Origin of the sequence: Candidatus Palauibacter irciniicola, assembly GCF_965208695.1 — a bacterium.
Lineage (GTDB): Bacteria > Gemmatimonadota > Gemmatimonadetes > Palauibacterales > Palauibacteraceae > Palauibacter > Palauibacter irciniicola.
In genome coordinates, this window is the sequence record NZ_OZ242352.1 from 1,695,834 (window position 1) to 1,718,726 (window position 22,893).

Here is a 22,893-nt window from a genome sequence, read left to right on the forward strand (position 1 = left end):
CGTCTCGTTGTCGGTTCGTATCCATCGTGATTGACTACTGTAATAGTCAACTATTCCGGTAGTCTATATGAGTTCCGGGAAGCGCACAAGGGTGCCAGATTCGGGCAACCCCGAACTCACCCGCGCCTGTCCCAGATGGGACCTGTCGACGCGAGTGACGTACCGCGCTCACGGTGTCGGCGACCGGCACGCAGTTGGCTCTTGGAGGAGAATCCGGAATGACGGAGAAACGGCTGAACCGACTCATCCCGCGGATCATGGTCGGTCTCGGGATCCACCTCGTCGGCGCACCCCTCCCCCTGAGCCCGACCCTTGCAATCCCCGCCCTTCAGGCGCAGGAAGTGATCCAGATCACGGACCGGGACCGGCGGATCGATCCCGAGTTCGAGGAGGTCTACCGGGTCGGCGTCCTCGACGGCGAGTCGTGGGAGATGTTCGCCGAGGTGGGCCGGGTCGCCTTCGACGCGGAGGGCAACCTGTACGTCTTCGACGGGACGGCCGGTCCGACGAGTTTCGGGGGGATGACGCTGATGCGTCCGGGGGAGGTGAGGGTCCTCGTGTTCGATGCGGCGGGGCGGTTCGTGCGCGAGTTCGGCTCCTCGGGCGGAGGTCCCGGCGAGTTCAACCAGCCGATGGGTTACGCGGTGTTGAGGGACGGGACCGTGGTCGTGAGCGATGTCGGCCACCGCGCCTACCAGCTGTTCGACGCCTCCGGCGAGTTTCAGCGCATGGTGCGGGCGGGCGACGGACCCGACGCCGTGTCCATCCCGGCCCACGACATTCGGGCGGACCCGCGCGGCGGAGCGGTCTTTGACGCCGGAACCGCGGGTGTCACGGTCAGGGGCTTGGGGAGCGGCGTGCCGACTCCGCCCACCTCCCGTCCGGTGCTGCGGGTCGGGCTCGAAGGGGAGGTCGCGAGCGCCGACACGGTGGCGAAGGGCTGGCTGCCGCCACAAACGGACCTGGATGATCTCGCGTCGAACGATGTCCCGGCGCAGCTTCGAGATGCGCTTCGCGGCATGACCCTGCCCACCGTGTTCGAGCCCCGGTTACTGGTCGGCATTCTCCCCGATGGCGGCGTGGTTCACTCCGACTCATCGGCGTACGCCCTCAAGGTCACTCCTCCGGGTGCGCGGGAGGTCGGGCGCATCATCCGGCGGCCCTTCCGGCCCGAGCCGGTGACGCCGGAGATCCGGAGCGAGCGAGAGGAGAGGACGGCGGCCGCCCGGAGGGCGCTCGGCGGCGCGGCGTCGGGACTGAGAATCGTCGAGTTCCGCGGACGACGCGAGGGGAACAACCCTCGTCCGACAGCCAGCTTCGAGTTGGAGGAACGCTATTATCACGAGGTCCCCGTGCTGCGCGGCCTCGCCACGACGTGGGAGGGGCGGATCTGGGTGCAGCGACGCGGCGAAGAGCCGGAAAGCGACGGGCCCATCGATGTCCTGACGGCCGAAGGGGAGTACGTCGGCACCTACACGGGCGGCGCGACGGAGATGCCGGACGCCTTCGGCCCGGGCGGACTCGCGGCATTCATCGAGCGCGACGAACTAGACGTGGCGCGCGTGGTCGTGCGGAGGCTGCCGGCCGAGGTTCGCTGACTCCGAGACGACGGCCGCCGCGTCTGCGCCTGCCCCTCAGCCCTCCGGCGAGAGCACGAGCCGGACCGCGCCGCGCGGGCGGTCGGCCGTGTACAGCGCGAGTTCGAACCGCCCCGCGAGCAGATCGTCGAGGTCGGCGGCGCTCAGCGTCACCGTGCCCTCGGCCGAGGTGTGGCCCGGGCCGGAGAGACGTCGCACGACGGCGTTCGGCCGCGTCCCGCTCCCGCGGCGCTGGAGCACGATCGCGTGGGCGTCCGCCGGCCCGAGGCCGGACGTGGAGATGACGTAGCGCAGCGTGCCGCCCGGCAGGTCGAGGCTGAAGCTGCCGTGGAGCCGAGGGGCGGCGGGCCGCCCGGCCCATCCGCCATCGCCGACGACGCTGAAGCGGAGCGGTTCCGGCGCGCGGCCGTCCACGAGCGGGGGCGTGCGGTGAGGTGCGCGGCGCGGCTCGATCGCCCGTTCGAGCGCGTACGCGAACGAGACCAGGCGCGCATCGTCGAACGGGCGGCCGATCAGCTCGACGCCGGTCGGCATCCCGGTCCGCGTGAAGCCCGCGGGCGCGCTGATCGCCGGGAGCCCGCTGTGCGCGGCCAGCTGGCACGTCCCCCCGACCGGCGGCGAGCCGATCCGCGCGGGGTCGCGCCGCAGCGTCGGGTAGGCGATCGCGTCGAGCCCCTCTTCGTCCATGAACGCCACGATCGCCTCCCGCAGCGCCGCCTGCCGCTCCAGCGCCTCGGCGTAGGCCTCCTCGTCGCGCGGGCCCGCCTCGCTGCGCCGCCGGAAGGTTCCGTCGAGCTGCTCGTGGTGCAGCCCGAGTTCCACGATTTCCCCGAGCGACGCCACCGGCGCGCCGCCGGGCGCGGCCAGGTATTCGGCGAGATCCACGGCGAATTCGTGCCCGATCACGCCCGTGTTCGCGAGCAGCGAATCCTGCTCCGGGATCTCGACTTCGACGATCTCCGCCCCCGCGGCGGCCATCGCGTCGAGGGCGGCACGAACGGCCGCCGTGACCGGAGCTTCCGCGCCCGAATCCGACAGCCACTCCGTCAGGGCTCCGATGCGCGCCCCCGCCAGCGACGCCGCGTCGAGCGCCGCGCGGAAGCCGGCGGGCTCCCGGCTCCGCATCGCCTCCGTGGCCGGGTCCGCCGCATCCGCGCCGACCGTCGCGTCGAGGGCGATCGCGAGATCCACGACGGAGCGCGCGAGCGGCCCGCCCGTATCCTGCGTGTGCGAGAGAGGGATGAGCCCGTCGATGCTCGACAGTCCCTTCGTCGGCCGCAGCCCGACGAGGTTGTGGACCGACGACGGGATGCGGATCGAGCCGCACGTGTCCGACCCCCACCCCACGGCGCCGAAGCTCGCCGCGACCGCGGCGCCCGTCCCGCCGGACGAACCGCCCGGGTTCCGCGCCGGGTCGTACGGGTTCCGCGTCTGCCCGCCGAGCGAACTGATGCTCGTGATCCCCGCCGCCAGCTCGTGCATGTTCGTCTTGGCGAGGATGATCGCCCCCGCCTCGCGCAGCTTCCGCACCTGGAAGGCGTCGTCCGGCGGCGTCCACCCCGCGAGCGCGACCGTCGACCCCGCCGTGGGCATGTCGAACGTGTCGTAGTTGTCCTTGAGGAGGATGGGGATCCCGTGCAGCGGCCCCCTCACCCGCCCCGCTGCGCGCTCCGAGTCGAGCCGCCGCGCCTGCTCCCTCGCCGTGGGATGGAGGCGGATGATCGCGTTGAGCATCGGCCCCGCCCGGTCGTACGCCGCGATCCGGGCCAGGTAGGCATCCACCAGGTCGGCCGAGCTCACCCGGCCCGACTCGAGCGCCGCCTGAAGCTCGGGGATCGACGCCTCCGTCACCTCGAACGGCGCCGACCCGGCGGCGTCCGCGGCCTGGGCGGAGAGCCGTGCCGCCGAGGAGGCGCCCCCCGCGAACACGAGACTCCATGCGATGAGGCGGCGGACGATGAGGGAACGGGCGACGGGAACGTTAGCGGGTTCCATGTGCCGGGTGCCTTTCTCCGATGGCCACGAACGTCCCCGAGCAGGTGGCCGTGCACTCGCCTCCGGAAAGCAGTTCGGCTTCGACCACGACCTTGCGCTCACCCGCCTCGGCGATCCGCGCCCGGAGCTGCACCGGCGCGTCGGAGGGTGTCGGCTTCCGGAGCCGGACCGTGTATTCGGCCGTCACCGTGACGGGTGGATGGTCCAGGCCGCGCGTACGCATGAAGTAGTGCGCGGCGCACCAGTTGCACTGGCAGTCGAGCAGCGTCCCGATGATCCCTCCGTTGAGGATTCCCGGGAACGATCGATGATTCGGCCCGGGCGTCCATTCGGCCACCACCTCGTGGCCCTCGTCCGCCGCGGGGAAGCTGCACAGCCGGAGTCCCTCCGGATTCGCCGGGCCGCAGCCGAAACAGATCGACTCGGGCGCGTACCTCTGCTGCAGCGCCTCGCTCACCGCGCCGCGGCCCGCTCGCGCTCCACCAGGAACCGCCGCAGGATCTTGCCCGACGCCGACTTCGGGATCTCATCGAGGAACTCCACGGCGCGGATCTTCTTCTGCGGAGCCACGCGCTCGGCCACGTACCGCATGATCTCGTCGCCGCTCACATCTCCCGCCCGCACGACGCACGCCTTCGGGATCTCTCCGGCTTCCTCATCCGCCACCGGAATGACGGCGACGTCGGCCACGGCCGGATGGGAGAGGAGGAGGTCCTCGAGCTCGGCCGGAGCTACCTGGTAGCCCTTGTACTTGATGAGTTCCTTGGCCCGGTCGACGATCGTCACATACCCGTCTTCGTCCGCGCGCCCCACGTCCCCGGTGTGCAGCCAGCCCTCGGCATCGACCGTGTCCGCGGTCGCCTCGGGGTTCCCGAGATATCCCTTCATCACCTGCGGGCCGCGGATCCATACCTCCCCTTCCCCGCCGGGTCCGAGCGCTTCTCCGGAATCGAGATCGACGATCATCATCTCCGTGCTCGGGATCGTCGGTCCAATCGTCCCGATCTTGTCCACATCGACGTTCTCCCCGAAGCAGACGTGCGTCACCGGACTCGCCTCGGTGAGGCCGTAGCCCTGAAAGACGCGGCACCCGATCCGGTCCTGGCAGGCGAGGGCGATTTCCTCTCCGAGCGGTGCCGCCCCGGACATGATCCAGTTCACGGACGAGAGGTCGTAGCCGTCGACCGCAGGGTGCTTGGCGAGGCCGAGCAAGATCGGCGGAACGAGGTAGAGACACGTCGCCCGGTACTGCTGAATCGCCCCGAGGAACTCCTCGAGATCGAAGCGGGGCATGGTGACGACCGTGGCGCCCGCTCGCAGGGCGCCGCTCATGACGACGACCATCCCGTAGATGTGGAAGAAGGGGAGGACGGCGAGCACGACGTCGTCGGCGTCCACGAGGCCGACGGCGCTGAACTGTTCGATGTTCGCGACGAGGTTCCGGTGCGTGAGCATCACGCCCTTGGAAACGCCTGTCGTGCCGCTCGAATACGGGAGCGTGAGCAGATCCTCGGCGGGATTGCGGATGCCCGCGATCTCCGCATCCGTCGCCATCCCGTCTCCGATGAGGTCGGCGAAGGCGGTGGCGCCCTCGGCCTCGCCGAAGACGAAGATCTCTTCGATGCCTGTTCGCGCCGCGACCGCCCGCGCCCGTTCGAGAAGCGGCGGCACGGTGATGAACCAGCGGGCGCCGGAGTCGTTCAACTGGGAGACGAGTTCGTCGTCGGTACTGAGAGGGTTCAGCGTCGTGCTGCAGCCGCCGGCCATGCCGGCCGCGAGGAAGGCCGTCGCGTACTCGGGCACGTTCGGGCTGCAGATGGCGACCACGCCTCCCCGCTCCAGTCCGCGGGCCGCGAGGCCCCGCGCCGCGGCGCGCGCCTGGTCCCGGAGTTGCCCGTAGGTCACCACGCGGCCGCTCGATCCTTCGATGAACGCGGGTTTGTCCCGGCGATCCCCGAGGGAACCCAGGAGATAATCGGAGAACGACTGCTCCGGGACGGAGATCGGGGGGTGGGGGCTCTGGAAAATCATCGCGGGAAGATCGGCGAACCGGTGGCGGTGCGGCAAGGTGGCCGCGAACCCGCCTGCGGCTGCGTTCGCCACCCCGACCGGATAGACTCGTGTGCCGTGACCATCAACCGAAGGATCCTGCTGTGCGCCGTGGCCCTCGCCCTGGGGGCGCTCTTCATCCGCCTCGGGTTCTGGCAACTCGACCGGCATGGCGAACGAAGCGCCGGGGTGCGCGCCCGCGCCGAGCGTGCCGACGCCCCGCGGCTCCAGTGGATGGGCCCCGGCGACGTGCCTCCCGATACGGCGGGCCTCATCGGCCGCCGCGCGCGGCTCGCCGGCCGGTGGGACCGGGCCGGCGAGGTCATCCTCCGGAGCCGCACCCTGGACGGGCGGGCGGGCGCGGAAGTGCTGACCCCCTTCCTCGTCGGCGGCGACGCCGGGCAGGTCGTGATGGTCCTGCGCGGCTGGCTGCCCGCGCCCGACGGCCTCCGCCCCGACCTCGCGTCGGGCTGGACGGAACCCCCCGGCGACGCGCGAGCCTCGGCTGCGGTCGAGGGAGTTCTCGTGTCCTCGCGGGACGGACGCGGCGGACAGCCCCTACAGACCGAGATCGCTGGCGCGCAACACCTCGCCATCGCGGGGCTCGACCTGGCCCTGATCCGCGAACAGACGGCGCTTGAACCCACGCCCCATGTCCTGCGGGCCGACGATCCTCCCCTGGGTGGCGCCCTGCGGCCCGCCCGCGCGCTCGAGACCGACAGCGGCCCGCACCTGTCCTACGCGATCCAGTGGTTCGCGTTCGCCGTCATCGGGCTGGGCGGAACCGCGATCCTGCTCCGCTCCTCAGGCGACCGGACGTCCCCATCCGAAAGGAAGCGACCGTGAGCCATCGAAAGTTCTCCGACCGCCGGGGGAATCGCTGGGAGGTGCGCGTCGCCTCGCGATCCGAGTGGCGGTTCGAGCCGCTGCCGGGAAACCCGGGCACGCCGCACCGCGTACGTCCTCCCCTCTACGCGGGGGACGACCCGTTCGAACTCAGCGAGCAGGAACTCCAGTCCATACTCGGCGCCGCGACGCCGGAGGCGAGGACCGACCGCGGCACTCCGCGCGCCTCGCCCTTCGGGGAAGCCCACGAGCCGCGCAAAAGGAAATCACCCTTCCTCGACGACCATGACTGAACCACCGACCAACCCACAGGAGACACGCGATGTCTGACACGCCGCTCGGCCGCTTCTGCTGGTACGAGCTTCTCACCACGGACCTCGATGGCGCGCAGGATTTCTACCGGCGGATCGTCGGCTGGGAGACCGGCGCCTGGCAGGGCGAAGGCCCGGAGTACATCACCTGGAACAACAACGGCACTCCCATCGGCGGCGTGATGCAGTTACCGGCCGACGCCCTCGCGGGCGGAGCCCCGGCTCACTGGATGCCCTACCTGTCGACGCCGGACGTGGACGCGACGGTGGCGCAGGCGGAGCGGCTGGGGGGCGGCGTGATCCACCGCATGGAGATCCCCGAAGTCGGACAACTCGCGGTCCTCAGGGATCCCGGCGGCGCGGTGTTCACGGCGTACCAGCCCTCCGGCGACACGCCCGGGCACGACGGCGCGCCCGCCCTCGGAGAGTTCTCCTGGCACGAGTTGATCGCCGGAGACCTCGACGCGGCCTGGTCGTTCTACGCCGACCTGTTCGGGTGGGAGAAGACGACGGCGATGGACATGGGCGAGGCCGGCGTCTACCAGATGTACGGGCGCGACGGCAAGGAGCTGGGCGGCATGATGAACCGGAGCGACGACATGCCGCCGCCGTGCTGGGGGCTCTACATCCTCGTGTCCGACGTTCACGCCTCGGCCGAACTCGTGAAGGAGCTGGGCGGATCGGTCGTCATCGGGCCGATGGAAGTCCCCGGCGGCGAGTTCATCCTGCAGGGCATCGACCCCCAGGGCGCCGCTTTCTCCCTGCACAGCAGGTAGGCCGAGCGGGCCTCGGTCCGGCTTAGACGTCCCGGTCGTCGGACAGACCCGGCGGCCGGCCCAGGATTTCGGAGAGGATGACGGCGCGGGCGAGCGAGGGGTAGCGCTCGAGGCGTTCCAGCGGACCGCCCTGTCGGGTCGAGGCACGTCGGCTTGCCGCGACGGATCCCTGCGGTTCAGGGAACGCTCTCGCCGCCGCGAGCCCGGGCGGCGGTCGCCGCCGGCTTTCGCGCACCGGAGGAGCAGGGGCCGGTGCGCTCGCCACCGGGCGCGGAGCGGGTGCCGGAGCCGGCCGGATGAACGGAGGAGGCTCCGGGGCCTCCTCCGGGTCCACATGACCCACCATGCTGCCCGGCCGGCCCTCCTCCGCGGCCTGCTGCATCTGCTGCTCAAGCTGGCGGCCCATGTCGCGCAACTGGTCGCGCAGCGTCGGACGCCGTGCCGGAGGCGGCGCTTCTCCTCCAGCGGCGCCGACAACCTCAACGGGCGACGGCTCGACCTCGAACTCGGGGGCCTCCCCGGCCTGCTCGAGCGCCTGTTCCTGCCGCTGCCGGTTCCTCTTCATCGCGGCGCCGATGCTGCGCACCCAGAGGAAGATCATCAGCAGGATGAGGGGCAGTGCCCCCTCGAGATCCGGCATCAGGCGTCCTTGTCGCCTTCCGGCGGCTTCGCGATGGACCGGCGCATCTGCGTATCGCTCTGGATGTTGCGGTACTTCATGTAGTCCATGATCCCGAGGTTGCCCTCACGGAACGCCTCGGCCATCGCGAGGGGGACCTCCGCCTCCGCCTTCACGACCTCGGCCTGCATCTGCTCGACGAGCGCCCGGTTCTCCTGCTCCGAGGCGACCGCCATGGCCCGCCGTTCCTCGGCCTTCGCCTGCGCGATCCGCTTGTCCGCTTCCGCCTGGTCCGTCTGCAGTTCCGCGCCGATGTTCTTCCCCACGTCGACGTCGGCGATGTCGATGGAGAGGATCTCGAACGCGGTCCCGGAGTCGAGCCCCTTCGCGAGCACGGTCTTCGAGATGTTGTCCGGGTTCTCGAGTACGGCCTTGTGGGACGAGGCCGACCCGATCGTGGACACGATCCCTTCGCCGACGCGCGCGAGGATCGTCTCCTCCCCCGCCCCGCCGACGAGGCGGTTGATGTTGGCCCGCACCGTCACGCGCGCCGTCGCGATGAGCTGGATCCCGTCCTTCGCCATGGCGGCGACCTTCGGCGTCTGGATGACGCGCGGGTTGACGGAGACCTGTACTGCGTCGAGCACGTCCCGCCCCGCGAGGTCGATGGCGGCCGCCTGCCGGAACGGCAGTTCGATCTGCGCCTTGTCCGCCGAGATGAGCGCGTTCACCACCCTCTCAACGTCGCCGCCCGCGAGGAAGTGCGACTCGAGTTCGTTCGTATGGAGCGGCAGACCCGCCTTGTAGGAACTGATGAGCGGATAGACGATCCGCGGCGGAGGGATCTTCCGCAGGCGCATCCCCACCAGGCTGCCGAGGCCCACCCGGACCCCCGACGCGATCGCCGTGACCCAGAGCCGGATCGGCACGATCCACGACAGAATGAGAAGGCCGAGCGCGACGGCGATGAGGAGGATGATGCCGCTGCCGGCAAGATCTTGCAGCATATTCAGACCTCGTTCCTTTGTTCGGATTCGGGAGACTGTTTGGCGCGGCGCACGAGAACCCGCCCGCTCGCGACTTCGAGTACGCGTATCGGGGTCCCGGTCTCCAGCCAGGGACCCTCGGTCACGACATGGATGCGCTCATCGTTGATGATCGCGACCCCCGTGGGACGCAGGTCGGTCGACGTGACGCCGAGTGCGCCGACCAGGTCCTCGCGCGGAGGCACGGAGAGGTATCCCGTCTCGCGGCTCGTCGAGTCGCGGAGGAAGAGTCCGGAGAATCGGTTGCTGCGGGGCAGGTGCCGCACGAGCGCCCACGTCGCGACCCCTACGAGAATGATCGAGAGCGAGACGAGCCCCGCCGCGTTGAACACCTGGTCGAAGGTCGGCACCTGGCCGACCATGCCCATGACGGCCGCCCCGAGGATCGCCGCCGTGCCCAGGATTCCGGCGACGCCGAAGCCGGGGATGACGAGGACTTCGAGCGCGATGAGCACGGCCCCGGCGCCGAAGAGGAGGATCTCCTCGATGCCGGCGAGGTGGACGAGGTGGTGCGCGCCGAAGAAAGCGGCCAGCGAAGCGAGTCCCACCGCGCCCGCCACGCCGAAGCTCGGCGTCCGCACCTCCACGATGAGTCCGAGGAAGCCGAGGCTCAGGAGGAGAGGCGCGACCGCCGGGTTCGTCAGGAAGCGGACGATCGCCTCCGCCCAGTTGGGCTGGACTTCCCGCACCGGGGCGGCCGGAAGCCGCATGACCTCCAGGAGTTCGATGAGATCCCGCACTTCGGCGTCCGCGACTCCGATCGCCGTGGCCTCGTCCGTCGTGAGGGTGAGCAGCCGCCCGGCTTCGCTCACGCCGGGGACCTCGATGCTCTCGTCGACCATCGCCTCCGCGATTAGCGGATCGAGCCCGCGTTCCTCGGCCAGCGCCCGAAACTCCGAGCGCATCGCGCTCACCATCTTCTCCGGGGCCTTCTCCCCCTCGCCCGTGACGGGCGTCGCCGCGCCGATCGTGGAACCCGGGCGCATGTAGATCCGGTCCGTCGCGAGCGCGATCATCGCGCCCGCCGAGAGGGCGCGGCGGTTCACGTAGGCGTAGGTCGGGACCTCGGCGTCGCGCAGGTCGTCGATGATCTTCCACGCCGCGTCGACCCGGCCGCCGGGGGTGTCGAGTTCGATGATCACGGCGGGCGCCCCGGACTCCGCGGCTTCCGAGAGCGCGCGAGCCACGAACGGAGCCACGCCGAGTTCGATCGTGCCGGAGATGGGCACCCGAACGACCGTCGCTCCGGACTGCGCGACCGGAACCGATGGCGCGAAGACGGCGCCGAGTGCCGGCGGCACGGGCCCGTCCGACACGGACGCCGCCACGACCGCCAGCCCGAGGGCGAGCACGGGCGCCGGCAGCCCCGTCATGCCTGGTTTCATTCCCGGTCTCTTCATTCGTCGCATGGGCCGCAATCTAACCGTGCCGTGGGTCCGCCGCCCGTCAGCCGCCCGGCCGGTCCGGCAGCGCAATCGGCTCGCCCGCGCCAGGCCGTACCCCTTCCGCGTACAGTTGCGCGTTCAGCGCCGGCACGCGCGTCTCGATGAGCGCGTTGAGCCGGTCCAGCAGCTCCGGCATCACGTTCCAGACCTCGTCGACCTGCCACAGGTGGTCCGCGGTCGGGACCGTCGACGAACCCTGGATCGCGTTCGCTACGCCGGCATTCCGGCGCGCATCCGCCAACTCGTCCCGGATCTCCTCGATCTCCTCCTCGATCGCCTCCAGCTCCTCTTCCAGTCCCTCCGGCGCCTCGTCCGCGCCCTCGATCAGGTCCTCCGCGGCGGAAAGCTGCTCCTCGAGCGCGTCGAGGGCCTGCCCCGCCTCGTAGATCGGGCCCGCCATGGCGTGGAGGCTCATGAGCGCCTCCTGCCGCGCCATCCGGTCCGCGCGGGCCATCGGGCGTCGGGGTTCCGCGACGACCTCGACCTCGGCCGAGAACGTCTCGCCGCCCACGTCCATGCTCACGGTGTAGGTGCCCGGAAGGACGATCGGTCCCTGAGGCGCGCCGCCGAAGAAGAAGCCGCCGCCCCCACCGCCCGGACCGCCGCCCTCGGGCTCGTACGGCCGGTCGTGGCGCCAGTCCCAGATCACCTCGTTGATCCCCTGCTTCCGCTCTACCTCCAGCGTGCGGACGTGCTCTCCCGAGGCGTCTGTGATCATCAGCGCGAACTCCGCGTCGTCCCCGTCGCCGTCCCCCGCATCATCTCCGTCGCCGTCGCCGTCCTCGTGCCGCTTCCCCGTCATCGCCGTCGCCGTCGTCATCATCCGCGTCGGCGTCCTCTCCCGCCCCGTCGTCCTCCGCCATCTCCTCGGCCGGAGCGTCCCGCAGGTAGTAGCGGATGCGCACGCCGCGCGGCGGATTCGGCGCGCTGTACGTGGCGCCGTAGAAGGGCCAGTCGCCGCGCTCCGTCCACATGATCGAACGGTCGCCGAACACGCGTCCCGCCTCGGCCAGCATCCCCTCGGAGAGGGCCTCGAGCGGCGCCACGTCGGCCAGGATCCAGGCGCTGCGGCCGTGCGTGCCGACGATGAGGTCGTTCTCGCGCGGGTGCACGAGGATGTCGTCCACCGACACCGTGGGCAGGTTGTTCTTGAGCTGGACCCAGCTCTCGCCGCGGTCCACGGAGACGAACACGCCGACCTCGTTGCCGATGAAGAGGAGGTTCGGCGCCCGGTGGTGCTCGACGATCACGTTCACCGACCACAGGTCCGGCAGCCCGTTCGCGATCGCCCGCCAGCTCTGACCGTAGTCTTCGCTCACGTAGGCGTAGGGCGCGTAGTCGCCGTTCCGGTGCCCGTCGAAGGTGGCATAGACGCGCCCCTCCACGTGGTGCGACGGCTCCACCCGGCTCACGTAGGTCCGCTCCGGGAGGCCCGGGATGCGGTCGACGACGTTCTCCCACGTCTCCCCGTCGTCGCGCGACACCTGCAGGTTGCCGTCGTCCGTCCCCGCGTAGATCAAGCCGCGTGCGAGCGGCGACTCCTCCACCGATGTCAGGTTCCCGTAGTTGGCGATGCCGTCGTTGAGCGACATCTGCGGCTCGGAGCCGGGGACGCCCATGATCTCCAGCTCCTCGCGGTCGATCTGCTTCGTGAGATCGAGCCCGCCGACCTCCTCCCACGACATCCCGTAGTCCCGCGAGCGCAGCAGGTAGTTCGCGCCCAGGTAGACGGTCGCCGGATCGTGCGGCGAGAGCAGGAGCGGCGAGTTCCAGTTGTAGCGGTAGGCCTTCGTCGTGTCGCCGTCCGCCCGCGGCCCGACGATGGGGCGCATGGGGATCTTCTCCCCGGTCGTCAGGTCGTAGCGGTTCATGTTCCCGCCCTGCGACTCGGAGTAGACGATCGTCGAGTCCGTCGGGTCCACGATCGTGAAGAAGCCGTCGCCGTAGGCCGTCTCGTACCAGTCCTGGTGCCGGATGCCGTGGAAGGAGCGCGTGTCCGAGGGTCCGCACCAGGCGTCGTTGTCCTGCAGCCCGCCGCACACCGCGTAGGGCGTCCGCATGTCGTAGCCGATGGTGTAGAACTGGCCGAGCGCGATGTTGTCGAACATGCGCCAGTGCGCGGCCCCGTCCCACGAGGCTGCGACCCCGCCGTCGCTGCCCAGGATCAGGTGGTCCGGGTCCTCCGGGTTGATCCACAGCTGGTGGTGGTCGACGTGGATCTGCACGGCGCCGTCGTTGCGGAACGTCCGTCCCCCGTCATCCGAAATCGAGAGCTGCGTCCCGAGCACGTAGATGCGGTCGGGGTTGCTGGGGTCGATGCGGACCTGGGAGTAGTACATGGGACGCGGGTTCGTGTCGGACACCTTCTCCCACGTCTCGCCGCGGTCGGTCGACCGGAAGAGCCCGCCCTGGCGCGGACCGCCGCCTCCGCCCCCGAAGCCCTGGCCCGGCCGCCGCGGGTCGGCTTCGACCAGCGCGTAGACGAGGTTGCCGTCCTGCCGGTAGATGTCGATCCCGATGCGGCCCTTGTCGCCTGCCGGCAGCCCTTCCGTCAGTTCCGTCCAGGTGTCGCCGCCGTCGACCGTCCGGTAGAGGCCGCTCCCGGGGCCGCCCCCGTTGAATCCCCAGCCGGTCCGCTGCCGCTGGTACATGGCCGCGAAGATCGTGTTCGGGTCGGCGGGATCCATGGCCAGGTCGATGGCCCCCGTGTGGTCGTCGACGTACAGCACCTTCTCCCACGACTCCCCGCCATCGGTCGTCCGGAACACGCCGCGCTCGGGGTTCGAACCCCAGAGATCCCCCATCGCGGCCACATGGACGACGTCGGGGTTGCGCGGATGGATGAGGATGCGGGCGATGTGCTTCGTCGCCTCGAGCCCCATGTGCATCCACGTGTTCCCCCCGTCCGTCGACTTGTAGACGCCGTTCCCCCACGGGGAGGACTGGCGGTTCTGCGGCTCGCCCGTCCCCACCCACACGAGGTTCGGATTCGCCTGGTGGAGCGTCACGTCCCCGATCGAACTCGTCGGCTGGTCGTCGAACAGCGGGGTCCACGATGTGCCGTGGTTCTCCGTCTTCCACAGCCCTCCGCTCGCGGTGCCGAGGTAGAAGATCTGTGGCTTGGCTTCGACGACGTCGAGGTCGGCGATCCGTCCTCCCATGAGGGCCGGGCCGATCTCCCGGTACTCCAGGTGGGAGATGGCCGTCTCGAGGGCGGATTGGGCGGCGGCGGGCGAGGCGCCGGTCGTGGCGCCGAAGAGGAGACCGGCCGCGGAGAGCGCAAGAACTCGTGCTGCTTTCATGATACTGCCTCGGAAACGGGGAGATGACGGGGCTTCCGCCCGCAAACTGCACTACAGAGATGTCCGCGCAATACGCCGCCGGTCCGCGCGGGCGGCGCGGTCCGGAGCCGGATCAGAACGAGGCCCCTCCGCCCGCGAGCGGCAGGACTTCCTCCACCAGGGCGAGGAGCAGTCGGCCCGGCTCCTCGAACATGATCATGTGCGAGCTGCGCTCGAAGGTTACCAACCGTTTGCGGGGCGCCTCGATGCGGTCGAAGTAGTCTCTGGCGCTTTGATAGGGCGTGTGCAGGTCGAACCGCCCGTGGAGGATGACGACGGGAACCTCGAAGCGTTCCACGAGCCGCGTCGGCCGGGGCTCCGGGGCCCGGTCGATGAGGTGGCGTTCGGCCCACGCCATGGCCGGCTGCACGTTCGCCACGTCGGCCGCCGTGTACTCCGGCCCCCATTCGGGAAGCGCGAAGTAGAGGTCAAAGGTCGGCTTCCCGTACCAGCCGCCGTCGTATTCCCGGGCCCACCTCCGGGCGGCGAGCAGCTTGTCGACCGCGCCGGGGCCCGCAGGGGGCGGATAGGGCCGGAGCGCTTCGAGTTCGCGGATCGCGGTCGTGTCGTTCGCCGCTCGGACGCGCTCCATGAGCGTCGCGTACAGCTGGCGTTCGGCGTCGGGGCCCGCCGCCTGCCCGAGCCCGACGTAGGCGTGGAAGCGCTCGGGGTGCCGTTCGACGAGCCGGGGCCCGATCCGCGTCCCGTAGGAGTATCCGAGGACGACGAGCTTCTCGTGGCCGAGTCTCGCGAGCAGGTGTTCGACGACCGCCGACGCGTCGTCCACGAGTTGCTCGAGGGTCATCGTCGGCCCCAGCCTGGCGGAATCCGCCGCGGAGAAGCTCTTGCCCACGCCCCGCCGGTCCCAGTTCACGACCGTGAAGAAGTCCTCCCAGGGCTTCTGGTACGCCCAGCTCGCCCCCATCACCGGGCTGCCGGGGCCCCCGTGGAGCACGAGAAGGATCGGGTTGGCGCGGTTCAGCCCCCGGATCGACAGCCACTGGGTCGACCCGTTGACCTCGATGGGCTCGAGGACTTCGATCCCTTCGGGCGAGTGGATGCGGCGAAGGTCGGCCAGACGACCCGTGATCGAGTCCCTGGGGATGGCATCGGCGGCGGCGCTTCGGGCGGCGGCGCTCTGGGCGTCGGCGCCCACCGGCACGCCGAGCAAGGCGACCGCCACAACCGCGATGGTCTTTGAATGGCGCATGGAATGAATATTGTAGAGGGGACGCTGCGCCGACACGGGAAGTCTACCGATGAGGAGAGACGGAATGAGAGAAGGAGTCGCGATGCGTTTTTCGGCGGTGACCACTCTGGGGCTCGCTGCGCTCCTCTTCGGCGTCCCGCCGCTCCCCGTCGCCGGGCAGTCGATCACGGTCGTTTCCTGGGGCGGCTCCTACGGCCGCGCCGTGAACGAGGGCGCCAACATTCCCTTCACCGAGGCGACCGGCATCCGTGTCGGCATGGAGGACTACAACGGCGGCCTGGCCCAGATCCGGGCCCAGGTGGACATCGGCAACATCCATTGGGACGTGGTCGACCTGGAGATCGCCGATGCCGTGCGCGGTTGCGACGAGGGGCTGCTCGAACTGATCGACATCGACGATCTGCCTCCCGGACCCGACGGCACTCCCGCGGCCGACGACTTTGCGGCCGAGACCCAGACCGAGTGCGGAGTGGGCAATCTGTACTGGTCGACCGTGTACGCGTACAACGCTGAGAACTTCGCGGGCGAAAAGCCCGCCACCATGGCCGATTTCTTCGACCTGGAGAGGTTCCCGGGCCGCCGCGGGATGCGGCGGGTACCGCAGGTGAACCTGGAGTTCGCGCTGATCGCCGATGGCGTGCCGCTCGACGAAGTGTACGCCACGCTGGGGACGCCGGAGGGCCTGGACCGGGCCTTTGCCAAGCTCGAAACGATCAAGGACGAGGTGGTCTGGTGGGAGGCGGGCGCCCAGCCGCCACAGATGCTGGCCGACGGGGAGGTGGTCATGAGCACGGCGTACAACGGCCGCATCTTCAATGCCCAGATCATGGAAGACCAACCGTTCGTGATCGTGTGGGACGGGCAGTTGCTGGACGTGGGCCAGATCGGGATCGTCGCGGGCACGCCGAGGCTGGAAGAGGCATTGAGATACGTGGCCTTCAAGACCAGCGCCGAGTCCCTGGCGCGGATCGCCCGCCGCATCTCCTATTCGCCGTCGCGCAGATCGGGCATGCCGCTGGTGACGACCCATGTGGTCGCGGGGGTCGAGATGGCGCCGCACCTGCCGGCCAGCCCGGGCAACGTGGATCGTGCGCTGCGCTACGACTGGGCGTTCTGGGTCGACTACCAGGACGAACTGAACGAGCGCTTCAGCGCCTGGCTGGCGCGCTAGCCGAGTCCTGCGCGGGCGTCAGAACACCACCCGGTAGACGACGCTCAGACTCCGCCCGGCTTCCGGCATGATCTCCTTCACCCGGGAGAGGTGGTTGCGGTACTCGGTGTTCGCGGCGTTGGCGAGGCCCACGGTCAGGACGTTCAGACGCCCGCCGAACGTGAACCGCACCCCGGCCGCGGCGTTGAAGACGGTGTATCCGCGCGTCGGCGTCTCGAATTCGCCGATCCGGTCCTGCTCGTCCGCCATCTCGGCCTCCGCGCGGACATACCACGACGGCCTCTCGTACTTCAGGGCCACGTGACCCTTGAGCGGCGGCACGAGCGGCAAGGGCCGGCCGGTCTCCTTGAGACTGCCTTTCACCGATGAGGCCACCCCCTCCAGCGCCAGGCCCCGCCCGGCGTCGACGTCCACGCCGACCTCGAAGCCGCTGAAAACGGCGTCGTTGCCCTGGAACTGATACACGGGGAGGCGCACGCGGCTCAGGCGGCCCGTGTCCTCCCCGTAGATGTGGTTCTCGATGTCGTTGTGGAAGCCGGTCACCTCGGCCCTCAGCCGGTCGGACTCGAAGCGGAGGAAGACATCCAGCCCGTGCCCGACCTCGCCCTCCAGAGACGGGTTTCCGACTTCGAAGACGTAGGCCGCCAGATGCGGCCCTTCCGAATAGAGTTCGGTGACGTCGGGTGTGCGAAACGCCCGCGCCACGCTGGTGCCGAGCACCAGCCCGGAGGCGGACTTGTAGAGGACGCCCAACGACCCCGACAGGGCCTGGAACCTGCGCTCGCGAATCTCGCCGATGTCCGACACCCGTTCTTCCCCCGGATCGACCCGGGTCCAGTCGTAGCGCAGCCCGGACTCGATCTGGATGGAGCCCAGGTTGATCTCCTCGAGCAGGTACAGGGCCGCCCTGACCCGGCGCGTGTCCGGCGTGAACAGGGATCCCCCGTATGCGAAGTCTTCCAGGGACGCGCGGCCGCCCATCGCACCCGCCGTAAACGGTCCCCACCTCCCGTGCCGGCCCAGGACGTCCGCGCTCGTGCTCTGTTGATCGAAGAGCGTGCCCAGAATGTCCGCCGACTCGAGCTCGCGGTGCGTGTACCAGGTGTGCGTCGCGTCGAAGCGGAGGTTGCGGAAGGGCCCGACCCGTCGTTCGTCGACCACGGTCCGGAATTTCGCCGCAACCCGCTCCATTTCGATGCGCACCCCCTCCTGGTGCCCGCCCACAAAGCCACCGGGGATGCCGTAGTCGTTGCGGTAGCCGCGGAAGGACGCCCCGAGGCGGCCCCAATCGGCCACGAAGGCCGTCCCCGCACCCCCGCTCAGCAGTTCGCCGTCGGTGTTGAGTAGCGTGCCGATGGGGGTCTTCAGGTCTCCCGCCGTCCGTGCCGCCACCTCCACGCGCAGCGGCACGCGCTCCGCGATGGGGAACACGGTCGTCGCGCTGCCCGACAGCGAGCCGGTCGCGGTCTGCGTCTGCAGCGTCGCCGAGCCCGTCAGGCGGTGCGGCATGGACGACGGAATCTCATCGCGGATGACGTTGATGACCCCGCCCAGCGCGTTGCCCCCGTAGAGCAGCGCGCCCGGACCCCGCACCACCTCGATCCGCCGTGCGGACGATGGGTCGAGTGCGGTGGTGTGGTCCGCGCCCGAGGCGGAGGCATCGCCGACCGCCGTCCCGTCCTCGAGCATCAGTACCCGATCCCCGCTCAGTCCCCGGATCACCGGTTGTGCAACCGAGGGACCCATCCTGGTGGCGGCCAACCCCGGCATTGAAGCCAGCGTCCCGGCTACGGTCGCCGTCAGCTGGCGCTGCAGGTCGTCGCCCGCCATGACGCTGACCGGCCGGAGCGCCTCGGCCGCGGCGCGCTCGCTGATCGTGGCCGTCACCACCAACTCCCCCATCGCAATGGGAGACGGCGACAACTCGATCACGACCTCTCCCGACTCCGCCACCGCCCGTCGCGCGCGCTCCGTCCCCACGACGACTTCCACGGTGTGTCCCCGGTACCCCAGGCGCTCGGCCCGAAGCGTGTACACGCCCTCGGCCATCCCGGTGAGGTAGAAGGTCCCGTCCGCGCGGGTCACCGCCCTCGTTTCCCTCCCGACCACCGATACGCGCGCTCCCGCCAGGGGGAAACCGGTCCCCCCGTCGCGCACGCTGCCCTCGAACACGTACCGTCGCACCGACTCCTGCGCGTCGACGCGGGGAACGACGAGCGCGGGGGCCGCCGCCAGAATCAGGACAAGCGCTTTCCGCATGCGTTCTCTCCGGCAGATCGTGATTCAGCTCTTGGCCAGCTCGACCGACATCCCCAAGCTGGATGGCAAACCCGGGAAATCAATGTCGAGGAGTAGGCGTGCCATGAGTCACACACACTGTCGCAGGATCTCGTTCCGCCTCGCGGGTCTGGGCGTCTGCCTCGTCCTGGCCTGCGGTCCGGGGCCGGACTCGACACCGGATCCGGCGACCGAGCCTCAGCCTTCCCTGTCTCCGGAAGCGACCGCGGCGCTCGTCGGGGCCTTCCAGGCCGAACTCGACGCGGCGTGGGCGCAGGCCCAGGAGACGGACGAGAACTTCCCGGGGGCGACCGCCGCGTTCATCCTCCCGGACGGACGCGTGTTCGGCTTCGCCACCGGCCTGTCGGATGTGGACGACGAGGTCCCGATGACGCCGGACCTTCGCATGGGCTCCGGCAGCATCGGCAAGACGTACGTCGCGGCCGTCGCCCTGCAGCTGGCCATGAATGGAGACCTGGATCTCGACGCGCCCGTCGCGACCTGGCTCGGCGACGAGGATTGGTTCTCCCGGGTCCCGAATCACGCGGACCTCACGGTGCGCAACCTCCTGAACCACACTGCCGGCATGATCCAGCCCTACTTCGAGGACCCCGACTTCGCCGTGCGGCTGGGCGAAGTGTTCCGCGATCCCGACGCCTACATGACGCCGGAGGAGTTCATCGCCGAGACGGTGCTGGACGCCGAGCCGCTCTTCCCCGCCGGCGGGGGCTACCACTACAGCGACGTGCACTACACGCTGGCGGGCCTCGCGATCGAGGAGGCGACGGGCCGCACGTACTACGACCTCCTCGACGAGTTCTTCCTCGACCCGCTCGGCCTCGACCTCACGCTCGCGGCGGATCGGCGCGACCTGCCCGGACTCGCGCAGGGCTACGCGCACCGAAGCTCGCAGCTGTACGGCACGCCGCTCGAGGTCGTCGTGGACGGCCGGTTCATCCTCCATCCCCTGCAGGAGTGGACGGGGGGCGGCCTCGTGAACAACCCGCAGGCGATGGTGCGCTGGGCGAAGCTCCTGTACGAGGGCGAGGCGATCTCGGGGGACGACCTTCCGCAGTTGCTCGAAGTCGGGTTCCCGGCCGACAGCACGAGGCCGCACCTCGGATACGGCCTGGCGGTGTCCGTCGCCGAGAGCGAGCATGGGCTGACGTACGGCCACGGGGGCTTCTGGCCCGGGTACAACTCGCTCCTCGCGTACTACCCGGACCACGGCGTGGCGGTCTCGATCCAGGTCAACTCCGACGATTCGCGGATGCGCGACCACATGCCGAGGCTGGCCGGCGTGGTGCTGGAAGCGCTGGACGGCACCGAGGGATAGCAGCCGCCGCGGGACAGCGGCCGCCGCGGATCAGTCGGCGCGCGGGCCGGAGAGCCGCGCACCCGCGGCGACCACGAGGACCGAGGCGAGGAGGAGCGCGGTCGCCGCCGGGAAGCCGGCGCGCGTCGCGCTTTCCTCCGTTACGGCCGGCTCGAAGACGGGCACCCGGTCCCAGTCGACCGCATCGATCGGCGTGACGGCGAAGAAGTGCGGGTAGAAGTAGGTCTTCAGCCGCTCATGGTGTCGGCGGACGGCGTCCTGGTACGCGAGTTGCGCGGACAGATCGGAGGCCGCGAGGCGGTCGAGAGCGAGCTGGGCCGCGAGCGGGGGCACGAGCAGGGACCAGCGCCGAGCCCACCGTTCCCGCTCCCGCAGCACGTCCCGGTACGCGCCCGACGCCTCGCGCGCGGCCCGGTCGCCCCGGTGGTTCATGGCGTAGTACCAGGCCCACGTGAACACGTCCTCCGGGACCGTCCGGTCGCTCCACTCCGGATAGTCCTCGAAGAAGCCCTGCATCGTCTCGGCCTTGGTCAGATCCCAGGCTTCGTGATATCCCTGCCGCTGGTGCACGGTGAGTTCCAGCGCCTCCGGGACCGGGTGCAGGATCGCGTTCGCGAGGCTGAGCGCGGCCGGGGCCAGCAGGGTGAGCGCCACCCACGTTCCGACGAGGATCATGGCGTTGGCGGTGGAGGACCGGCGCCCGGAGGCGACCCCGAGGCAGAGCGCGAACCAGAACACGGTGTGCAGGGCGATGAGGGCGACCGCCCAACCGGCCCGGCCGTCGAGGGGGAAGCCCGCCAGCGACGCCGCGACCGCGACCGGCACCGCCACCACCGCGCCGACGAGACAGGCGCGCGACGCGAGCTTCAGGGCGAGCAGCCGCCGCGGCCGGGCGAAGAGACGGACGAGACTCCAGGTGCCCCCCTCCCGCTCGCTGGAGACGAGGTCGTAGGTGAGGGCGATGATGAAGAGGGGGAGGAGCGCGATGAGCAGGAAGGCGAGGTCGAGGTCGCCCGCCGCGGCGAGGCGCGGGTTCACTGTCTCGTGTTCGTAGAGTTGCCCTTCGAGCGCCAGGAGCCGGATTCGAAGGCTGGCCGTCTCCACCTCCGTCCGGCCCCGGGCGAGCGCCGCCAGAGGCAGCGACGGCTGCGGGGCCGGGAAGGCCAGGTAGTAGAGCACCTCTCCCGCTTCCGTCGTGGGAGGATAGGTGGAGAGGAGGTAGGCCAACTGGTCGCGGTAGGCGGTCTCCGCGGCGACCGTGGAGGATGCCGCCGCTTCGATGTTGCGGCCGCCGCGCCACGCCGCGTAGACCCCGATCGCCAGGAGCAGGACGACGGCGATGGCGACGCCGGTGGAGCGCGTCAGCCGGAGCATGTCCAATCGGAGCAGCCGGAGCCGCGCCCTCACGATGCGGCCCGCTCCACCCCCACGCGCGCCAGCCGCGCCCGTGCCAGGCCGAGGCCCAGCAGCGGTAGGAGAATCCACAGGCCGAGCGCGGCCAGGGAGAGCGCGCGACCGGCGAGCGCCCCTCCGAGCGGGGGCGGCCGCGTCCCGAAGGTCGGGAATTCCGCCCAATGCTCCCGCGGCAGGCGCTGGGCGCGGTCGTTTTCGTAACGGATCTCGTTGATGTGGAGATCGTTGAGGCGCTGTATGAGGTCGTACCGGTGGGCTTCCGCCTGCGCCCGGAACGCCTCCACCGCCTCGGGCCCGGTCCCGGACACCGCCATCGAAAGGTCCCGCGCCGCGAGGTAGGGGGAGAGCAGCCCCGCCCACGACAGGACGCGGTCCTGGCGGCGCTGGCCTTCAACCAGGTCTCGCTGCTGCTCCTCCTGGATCCGGCTGCTGATGGCCTCCCCTTCGCGGCTCACCACGCCGCCCCAGTTCACGGGAAGCTCCTCGACCGACCCCACCTCGTAGCGCGCCAGGTACTCGTCCCTCAGCGAACGGAAGAAGGGATCCTGAGGGTTATGGCTGTCCCCGACCTCGTTCATCGCGCGTTCCACCTGGGCGGTGAACTCGGCGCGGGAGGGCACCGGATGCAGCGCCCCCGCGACGGAGGCCCCGAGGCGCGGCACGGCGACGCAGAGGACGACCCAGACCGCGATCAACTGCGCGAGGGCGCTCCGCGAGGATGCCCGGAAGGAGGAAGCGAGGACCGTCACCAGCACCCAGCCCGCGAGGTAGGCCGCATAGAGGCCCGCCAATCCGGCCAGGCGCCCGGCCGAGACCGGGCCCACGGCCCCGGACGCGGCGATGACGACGGCGGCGAGGCCAATGGGAAGGGCAGCGAGGGCCGCCACCGCCCCCGTGCCCAGGACCTTGCCCGCAAGGATCTGGGCCGGCGTCGCCCCCTGGGCGAGGAGGAGTCGAAGCGTGCCCCGCTCTCGCTCGGCGCTCACCGAGGCGAAGCCCGCGACGACGACGAACAGCGGCAGGAGGAGCGCCAGGACGCTCGCCGGCGTGAGGCGGCCGAAGCGCAGCATCCCGGTCGCGTGGCGGGCATCGCCGAAGTTGGCCGTGTTCTGCCGATGCCCCTCGAGGAAGAGCGAGGTCCCCGCCCAGGCGCCGACCCCCGGGTCGAAGAAGGCGAGCGGCGCCTCCTCCCGAAAGACGAGGAACCCGTAGTGGATCACCCGGTGCGGATGACGGTTCGGCTGCTCCAGCCACTGGCGCTCGACCATCGCCTGGTAGCGGGAGCGCTGCTCCGCTTCGCTTGCTGCGTGGTGCCGGGCGCCGAGAACCGCGACCACGCCGAGGGCGATGACGAGCCCCAGCAGGAAGACCACGTACCGATCCTCACGGACCGCCCCCACCTGCCGGCGGGCGACGAGCAGCGCGTTGCGGAGACCCGCTCTCCAGGAACTCATATCGGT

The 22,893-nt window shown here is 70.3% G+C and carries 18 protein-coding genes; 6 read left to right on the forward strand and 12 right to left on the reverse strand.

Annotation, left to right across the window (positions count from 1 at the left end):
* The first annotated feature begins 218 nt into the window (after positions 1 to 218).
* On the forward strand, positions 219 to 1,598 hold the full coding sequence (locus ACOGI9_RS07305; protein ID WP_419859204.1) for a 6-bladed beta-propeller: 1,380 nt from the start codon (positions 219 to 221) through the stop codon (positions 1,596 to 1,598).
* A 36-nt stretch (positions 1,599 to 1,634) separates the two neighbouring features.
* Here ACOGI9_RS07305 and ACOGI9_RS07310 read toward each other — a convergent pair whose 3' ends face one another.
* From ACOGI9_RS07310 to ACOGI9_RS07320, 3 genes are read right to left on the reverse strand one after another with little or no spacing between them, the layout of a single operon-like run.
* The gene (locus ACOGI9_RS07310) at positions 1,635 to 3,593 is read right to left on the reverse strand and encodes an amidase family protein (protein WP_419859205.1); all 1,959 of its coding nucleotides are present in this window, start codon (positions 3,591 to 3,593) and stop codon (positions 1,635 to 1,637) included.
* Positions 3,580 to 4,050, reverse strand: coding sequence for a PaaI family thioesterase (locus tag ACOGI9_RS07315; RefSeq protein ID WP_419859206.1), 471 nt, complete (start codon positions 4,048 to 4,050; stop codon positions 3,580 to 3,582). Before ACOGI9_RS07315 ends, ACOGI9_RS07310 begins: the two co-directional genes overlap by 14 nt.
* Positions 4,047 to 5,624: an AMP-binding protein gene (locus ACOGI9_RS07320; RefSeq protein ID WP_419859253.1), complete on the reverse strand. Its 1,578-nt coding sequence runs from the start codon at positions 5,622 to 5,624 to the stop codon at positions 4,047 to 4,049. Before ACOGI9_RS07320 ends, ACOGI9_RS07315 begins: the two co-directional genes overlap by 4 nt.
* Before the next feature lie 96 nt (positions 5,625 to 5,720).
* On the opposite strand from ACOGI9_RS07320, the gene ACOGI9_RS07325 reads away from it, so the two are divergent.
* From ACOGI9_RS07325 to ACOGI9_RS07335, 3 genes are read left to right on the forward strand one after another with little or no spacing between them, the layout of a single operon-like run.
* Positions 5,721 to 6,488 carry an SURF1 family protein gene (locus ACOGI9_RS07325; protein WP_419859207.1) on the forward strand — a complete coding sequence of 256 codons (768 nt, stop codon included), beginning with the start codon at positions 5,721 to 5,723 and terminating at the stop codon, positions 6,486 to 6,488.
* Positions 6,485 to 6,781, forward strand: coding sequence for a hypothetical protein (locus tag ACOGI9_RS07330; protein WP_419859208.1), 297 nt, complete (start codon positions 6,485 to 6,487; stop codon positions 6,779 to 6,781). The genes ACOGI9_RS07325 and ACOGI9_RS07330 overlap by 4 nt, the downstream gene beginning before the upstream one ends.
* A gap of 29 nt (positions 6,782 to 6,810) precedes the next feature.
* Positions 6,811 to 7,575: a VOC family protein gene (locus ACOGI9_RS07335; RefSeq protein WP_419859209.1), complete on the forward strand. Its 765-nt coding sequence runs from the start codon at positions 6,811 to 6,813 to the stop codon at positions 7,573 to 7,575.
* 22 nt (positions 7,576 to 7,597) lie between these two features.
* Here the strand turns inward: ACOGI9_RS07335 and ACOGI9_RS07340 are convergent, their stop codons facing one another.
* The 6 genes from ACOGI9_RS07340 to ACOGI9_RS07365 all read right to left on the reverse strand — a co-directional run bounded on the left by ACOGI9_RS07340 (position 7,598) and on the right by ACOGI9_RS07365 (position 15,209).
* Entirely contained in the window at positions 7,598 to 8,215 is a 618-nt protein-coding gene (locus ACOGI9_RS07340; protein WP_419859210.1) for a hypothetical protein, read from the reverse strand.
* Entirely contained in the window at positions 8,215 to 9,201 is a 987-nt protein-coding gene (gene floA / locus ACOGI9_RS07345; RefSeq protein WP_310758207.1) for a flotillin-like protein FloA, read from the reverse strand. The genes ACOGI9_RS07340 and floA overlap by 1 nt, the downstream gene beginning before the upstream one ends.
* A gap of 2 nt (positions 9,202 to 9,203) precedes the next feature.
* Positions 9,204 to 10,625, reverse strand: coding sequence for an NfeD family protein (locus tag ACOGI9_RS07350; RefSeq protein WP_419859211.1), 1,422 nt, complete (start codon positions 10,623 to 10,625; stop codon positions 9,204 to 9,206).
* Between the two features lie 61 nt (positions 10,626 to 10,686).
* Complete coding sequence (locus tag ACOGI9_RS07355; protein WP_419859212.1) at positions 10,687 to 11,508, reverse strand: hypothetical protein; 822 nt, start codon at positions 11,506 to 11,508, stop codon at positions 10,687 to 10,689.
* Positions 11,444 to 13,987 carry a WD40/YVTN/BNR-like repeat-containing protein gene (locus tag ACOGI9_RS07360; protein WP_419859213.1) on the reverse strand — a complete coding sequence of 848 codons (2,544 nt, stop codon included), beginning with the start codon at positions 13,985 to 13,987 and terminating at the stop codon, positions 11,444 to 11,446. Before ACOGI9_RS07360 ends, ACOGI9_RS07355 begins: the two co-directional genes overlap by 65 nt.
* Positions 13,988 to 14,099: 112 nt before the next feature.
* Positions 14,100 to 15,209, reverse strand: coding sequence for an alpha/beta fold hydrolase (locus tag ACOGI9_RS07365; protein WP_419859214.1), 1,110 nt, complete (start codon positions 15,207 to 15,209; stop codon positions 14,100 to 14,102).
* Positions 15,210 to 15,300: 91 nt separating this feature from the next.
* Between ACOGI9_RS07365 and ACOGI9_RS07370 the strand changes: the two genes are divergently transcribed.
* Entirely contained in the window at positions 15,301 to 16,407 is a 1,107-nt protein-coding gene (locus ACOGI9_RS07370; protein ID WP_419859215.1) for an ABC transporter substrate-binding protein, read from the forward strand.
* An 18-nt stretch (positions 16,408 to 16,425) separates the two neighbouring features.
* On the opposite strand, the gene ACOGI9_RS07375 is transcribed toward ACOGI9_RS07370, so the two are convergent.
* Entirely contained in the window at positions 16,426 to 18,666 is a 2,241-nt protein-coding gene (locus ACOGI9_RS07375) for a TonB-dependent receptor (protein WP_419856515.1), read from the reverse strand.
* A 103-nt stretch (positions 18,667 to 18,769) separates the two neighbouring features.
* On the opposite strand from ACOGI9_RS07375, the gene ACOGI9_RS07380 reads away from it, so the two are divergent.
* Positions 18,770 to 20,020 carry a serine hydrolase domain-containing protein gene (locus ACOGI9_RS07380; RefSeq protein ID WP_419856516.1) on the forward strand — a complete coding sequence of 417 codons (1,251 nt, stop codon included), beginning with the start codon at positions 18,770 to 18,772 and terminating at the stop codon, positions 20,018 to 20,020.
* A 30-nt stretch (positions 20,021 to 20,050) separates the two neighbouring features.
* On the opposite strand, the gene ACOGI9_RS07385 is transcribed toward ACOGI9_RS07380, so the two are convergent.
* Positions 20,051 to 21,427 (reverse strand): DUF3526 domain-containing protein, encoded by a 1,377-nt coding sequence (locus ACOGI9_RS07385; protein WP_419856517.1) that lies wholly within the window; start codon positions 21,425 to 21,427, stop codon positions 20,051 to 20,053.
* Positions 21,424 to 22,887, reverse strand: coding sequence for a DUF3526 domain-containing protein (locus ACOGI9_RS07390; protein ID WP_419856518.1), 1,464 nt, complete (start codon positions 22,885 to 22,887; stop codon positions 21,424 to 21,426). The genes ACOGI9_RS07385 and ACOGI9_RS07390 overlap by 4 nt, the downstream gene beginning before the upstream one ends.
* Positions 22,888 to 22,893 lie beyond the last annotated feature (6 nt).

What these genes read in the sequence shown, in the direction of transcription:
- ACOGI9_RS07370 (WP_419859215.1), top strand. Translation starts at nt 15,301, where the DNA reads ATGAGAGAAGGAGTCGCGATGCGTTTTTCGGCGGTGACCACTCTGGGG.
- floA (WP_310758207.1), bottom strand. Translation starts at nt 9,201, where the DNA reads ATGCTGCAAGATCTTGCCGGCAGCGGCATCATCCTCCTCATCGCCGTC.
- ACOGI9_RS07340 (WP_419859210.1), bottom strand. Translation starts at nt 8,215, where the DNA reads ATGCCGGATCTCGAGGGGGCACTGCCCCTCATCCTGCTGATGATCTTC.
- ACOGI9_RS07350 (WP_419859211.1), bottom strand. Translation starts at nt 10,625, where the DNA reads ATGAAACCAGGCATGACGGGGCTGCCGGCGCCCGTGCTCGCCCTCGGG.
- ACOGI9_RS07320 (WP_419859253.1), bottom strand. Translation starts at nt 5,624, where the DNA reads ATGATTTTCCAGAGCCCCCACCCCCCGATCTCCGTCCCGGAGCAGTCG.
- ACOGI9_RS07390 (WP_419856518.1), bottom strand. Translation starts at nt 22,887, where the DNA reads ATGAGTTCCTGGAGAGCGGGTCTCCGCAACGCGCTGCTCGTCGCCCGC.
- ACOGI9_RS07335 (WP_419859209.1), top strand. Translation starts at nt 6,811, where the DNA reads ATGTCTGACACGCCGCTCGGCCGCTTCTGCTGGTACGAGCTTCTCACC.
- ACOGI9_RS07355 (WP_419859212.1), bottom strand. Translation starts at nt 11,508, where the DNA reads ATGATGACGACGGCGACGGCGATGACGGGGAAGCGGCACGAGGACGGC.
- ACOGI9_RS07305 (WP_419859204.1), top strand. Translation starts at nt 219, where the DNA reads ATGACGGAGAAACGGCTGAACCGACTCATCCCGCGGATCATGGTCGGT.
- ACOGI9_RS07310 (WP_419859205.1), bottom strand. Translation starts at nt 3,593, where the DNA reads ATGGAACCCGCTAACGTTCCCGTCGCCCGTTCCCTCATCGTCCGCCGC.
- ACOGI9_RS07380 (WP_419856516.1), top strand. Translation starts at nt 18,770, where the DNA reads ATGAGTCACACACACTGTCGCAGGATCTCGTTCCGCCTCGCGGGTCTG.
- ACOGI9_RS07375 (WP_419856515.1), bottom strand. Translation starts at nt 18,666, where the DNA reads ATGCGGAAAGCGCTTGTCCTGATTCTGGCGGCGGCCCCCGCGCTCGTC.
- ACOGI9_RS07360 (WP_419859213.1), bottom strand. Translation starts at nt 13,987, where the DNA reads ATGAAAGCAGCACGAGTTCTTGCGCTCTCCGCGGCCGGTCTCCTCTTC.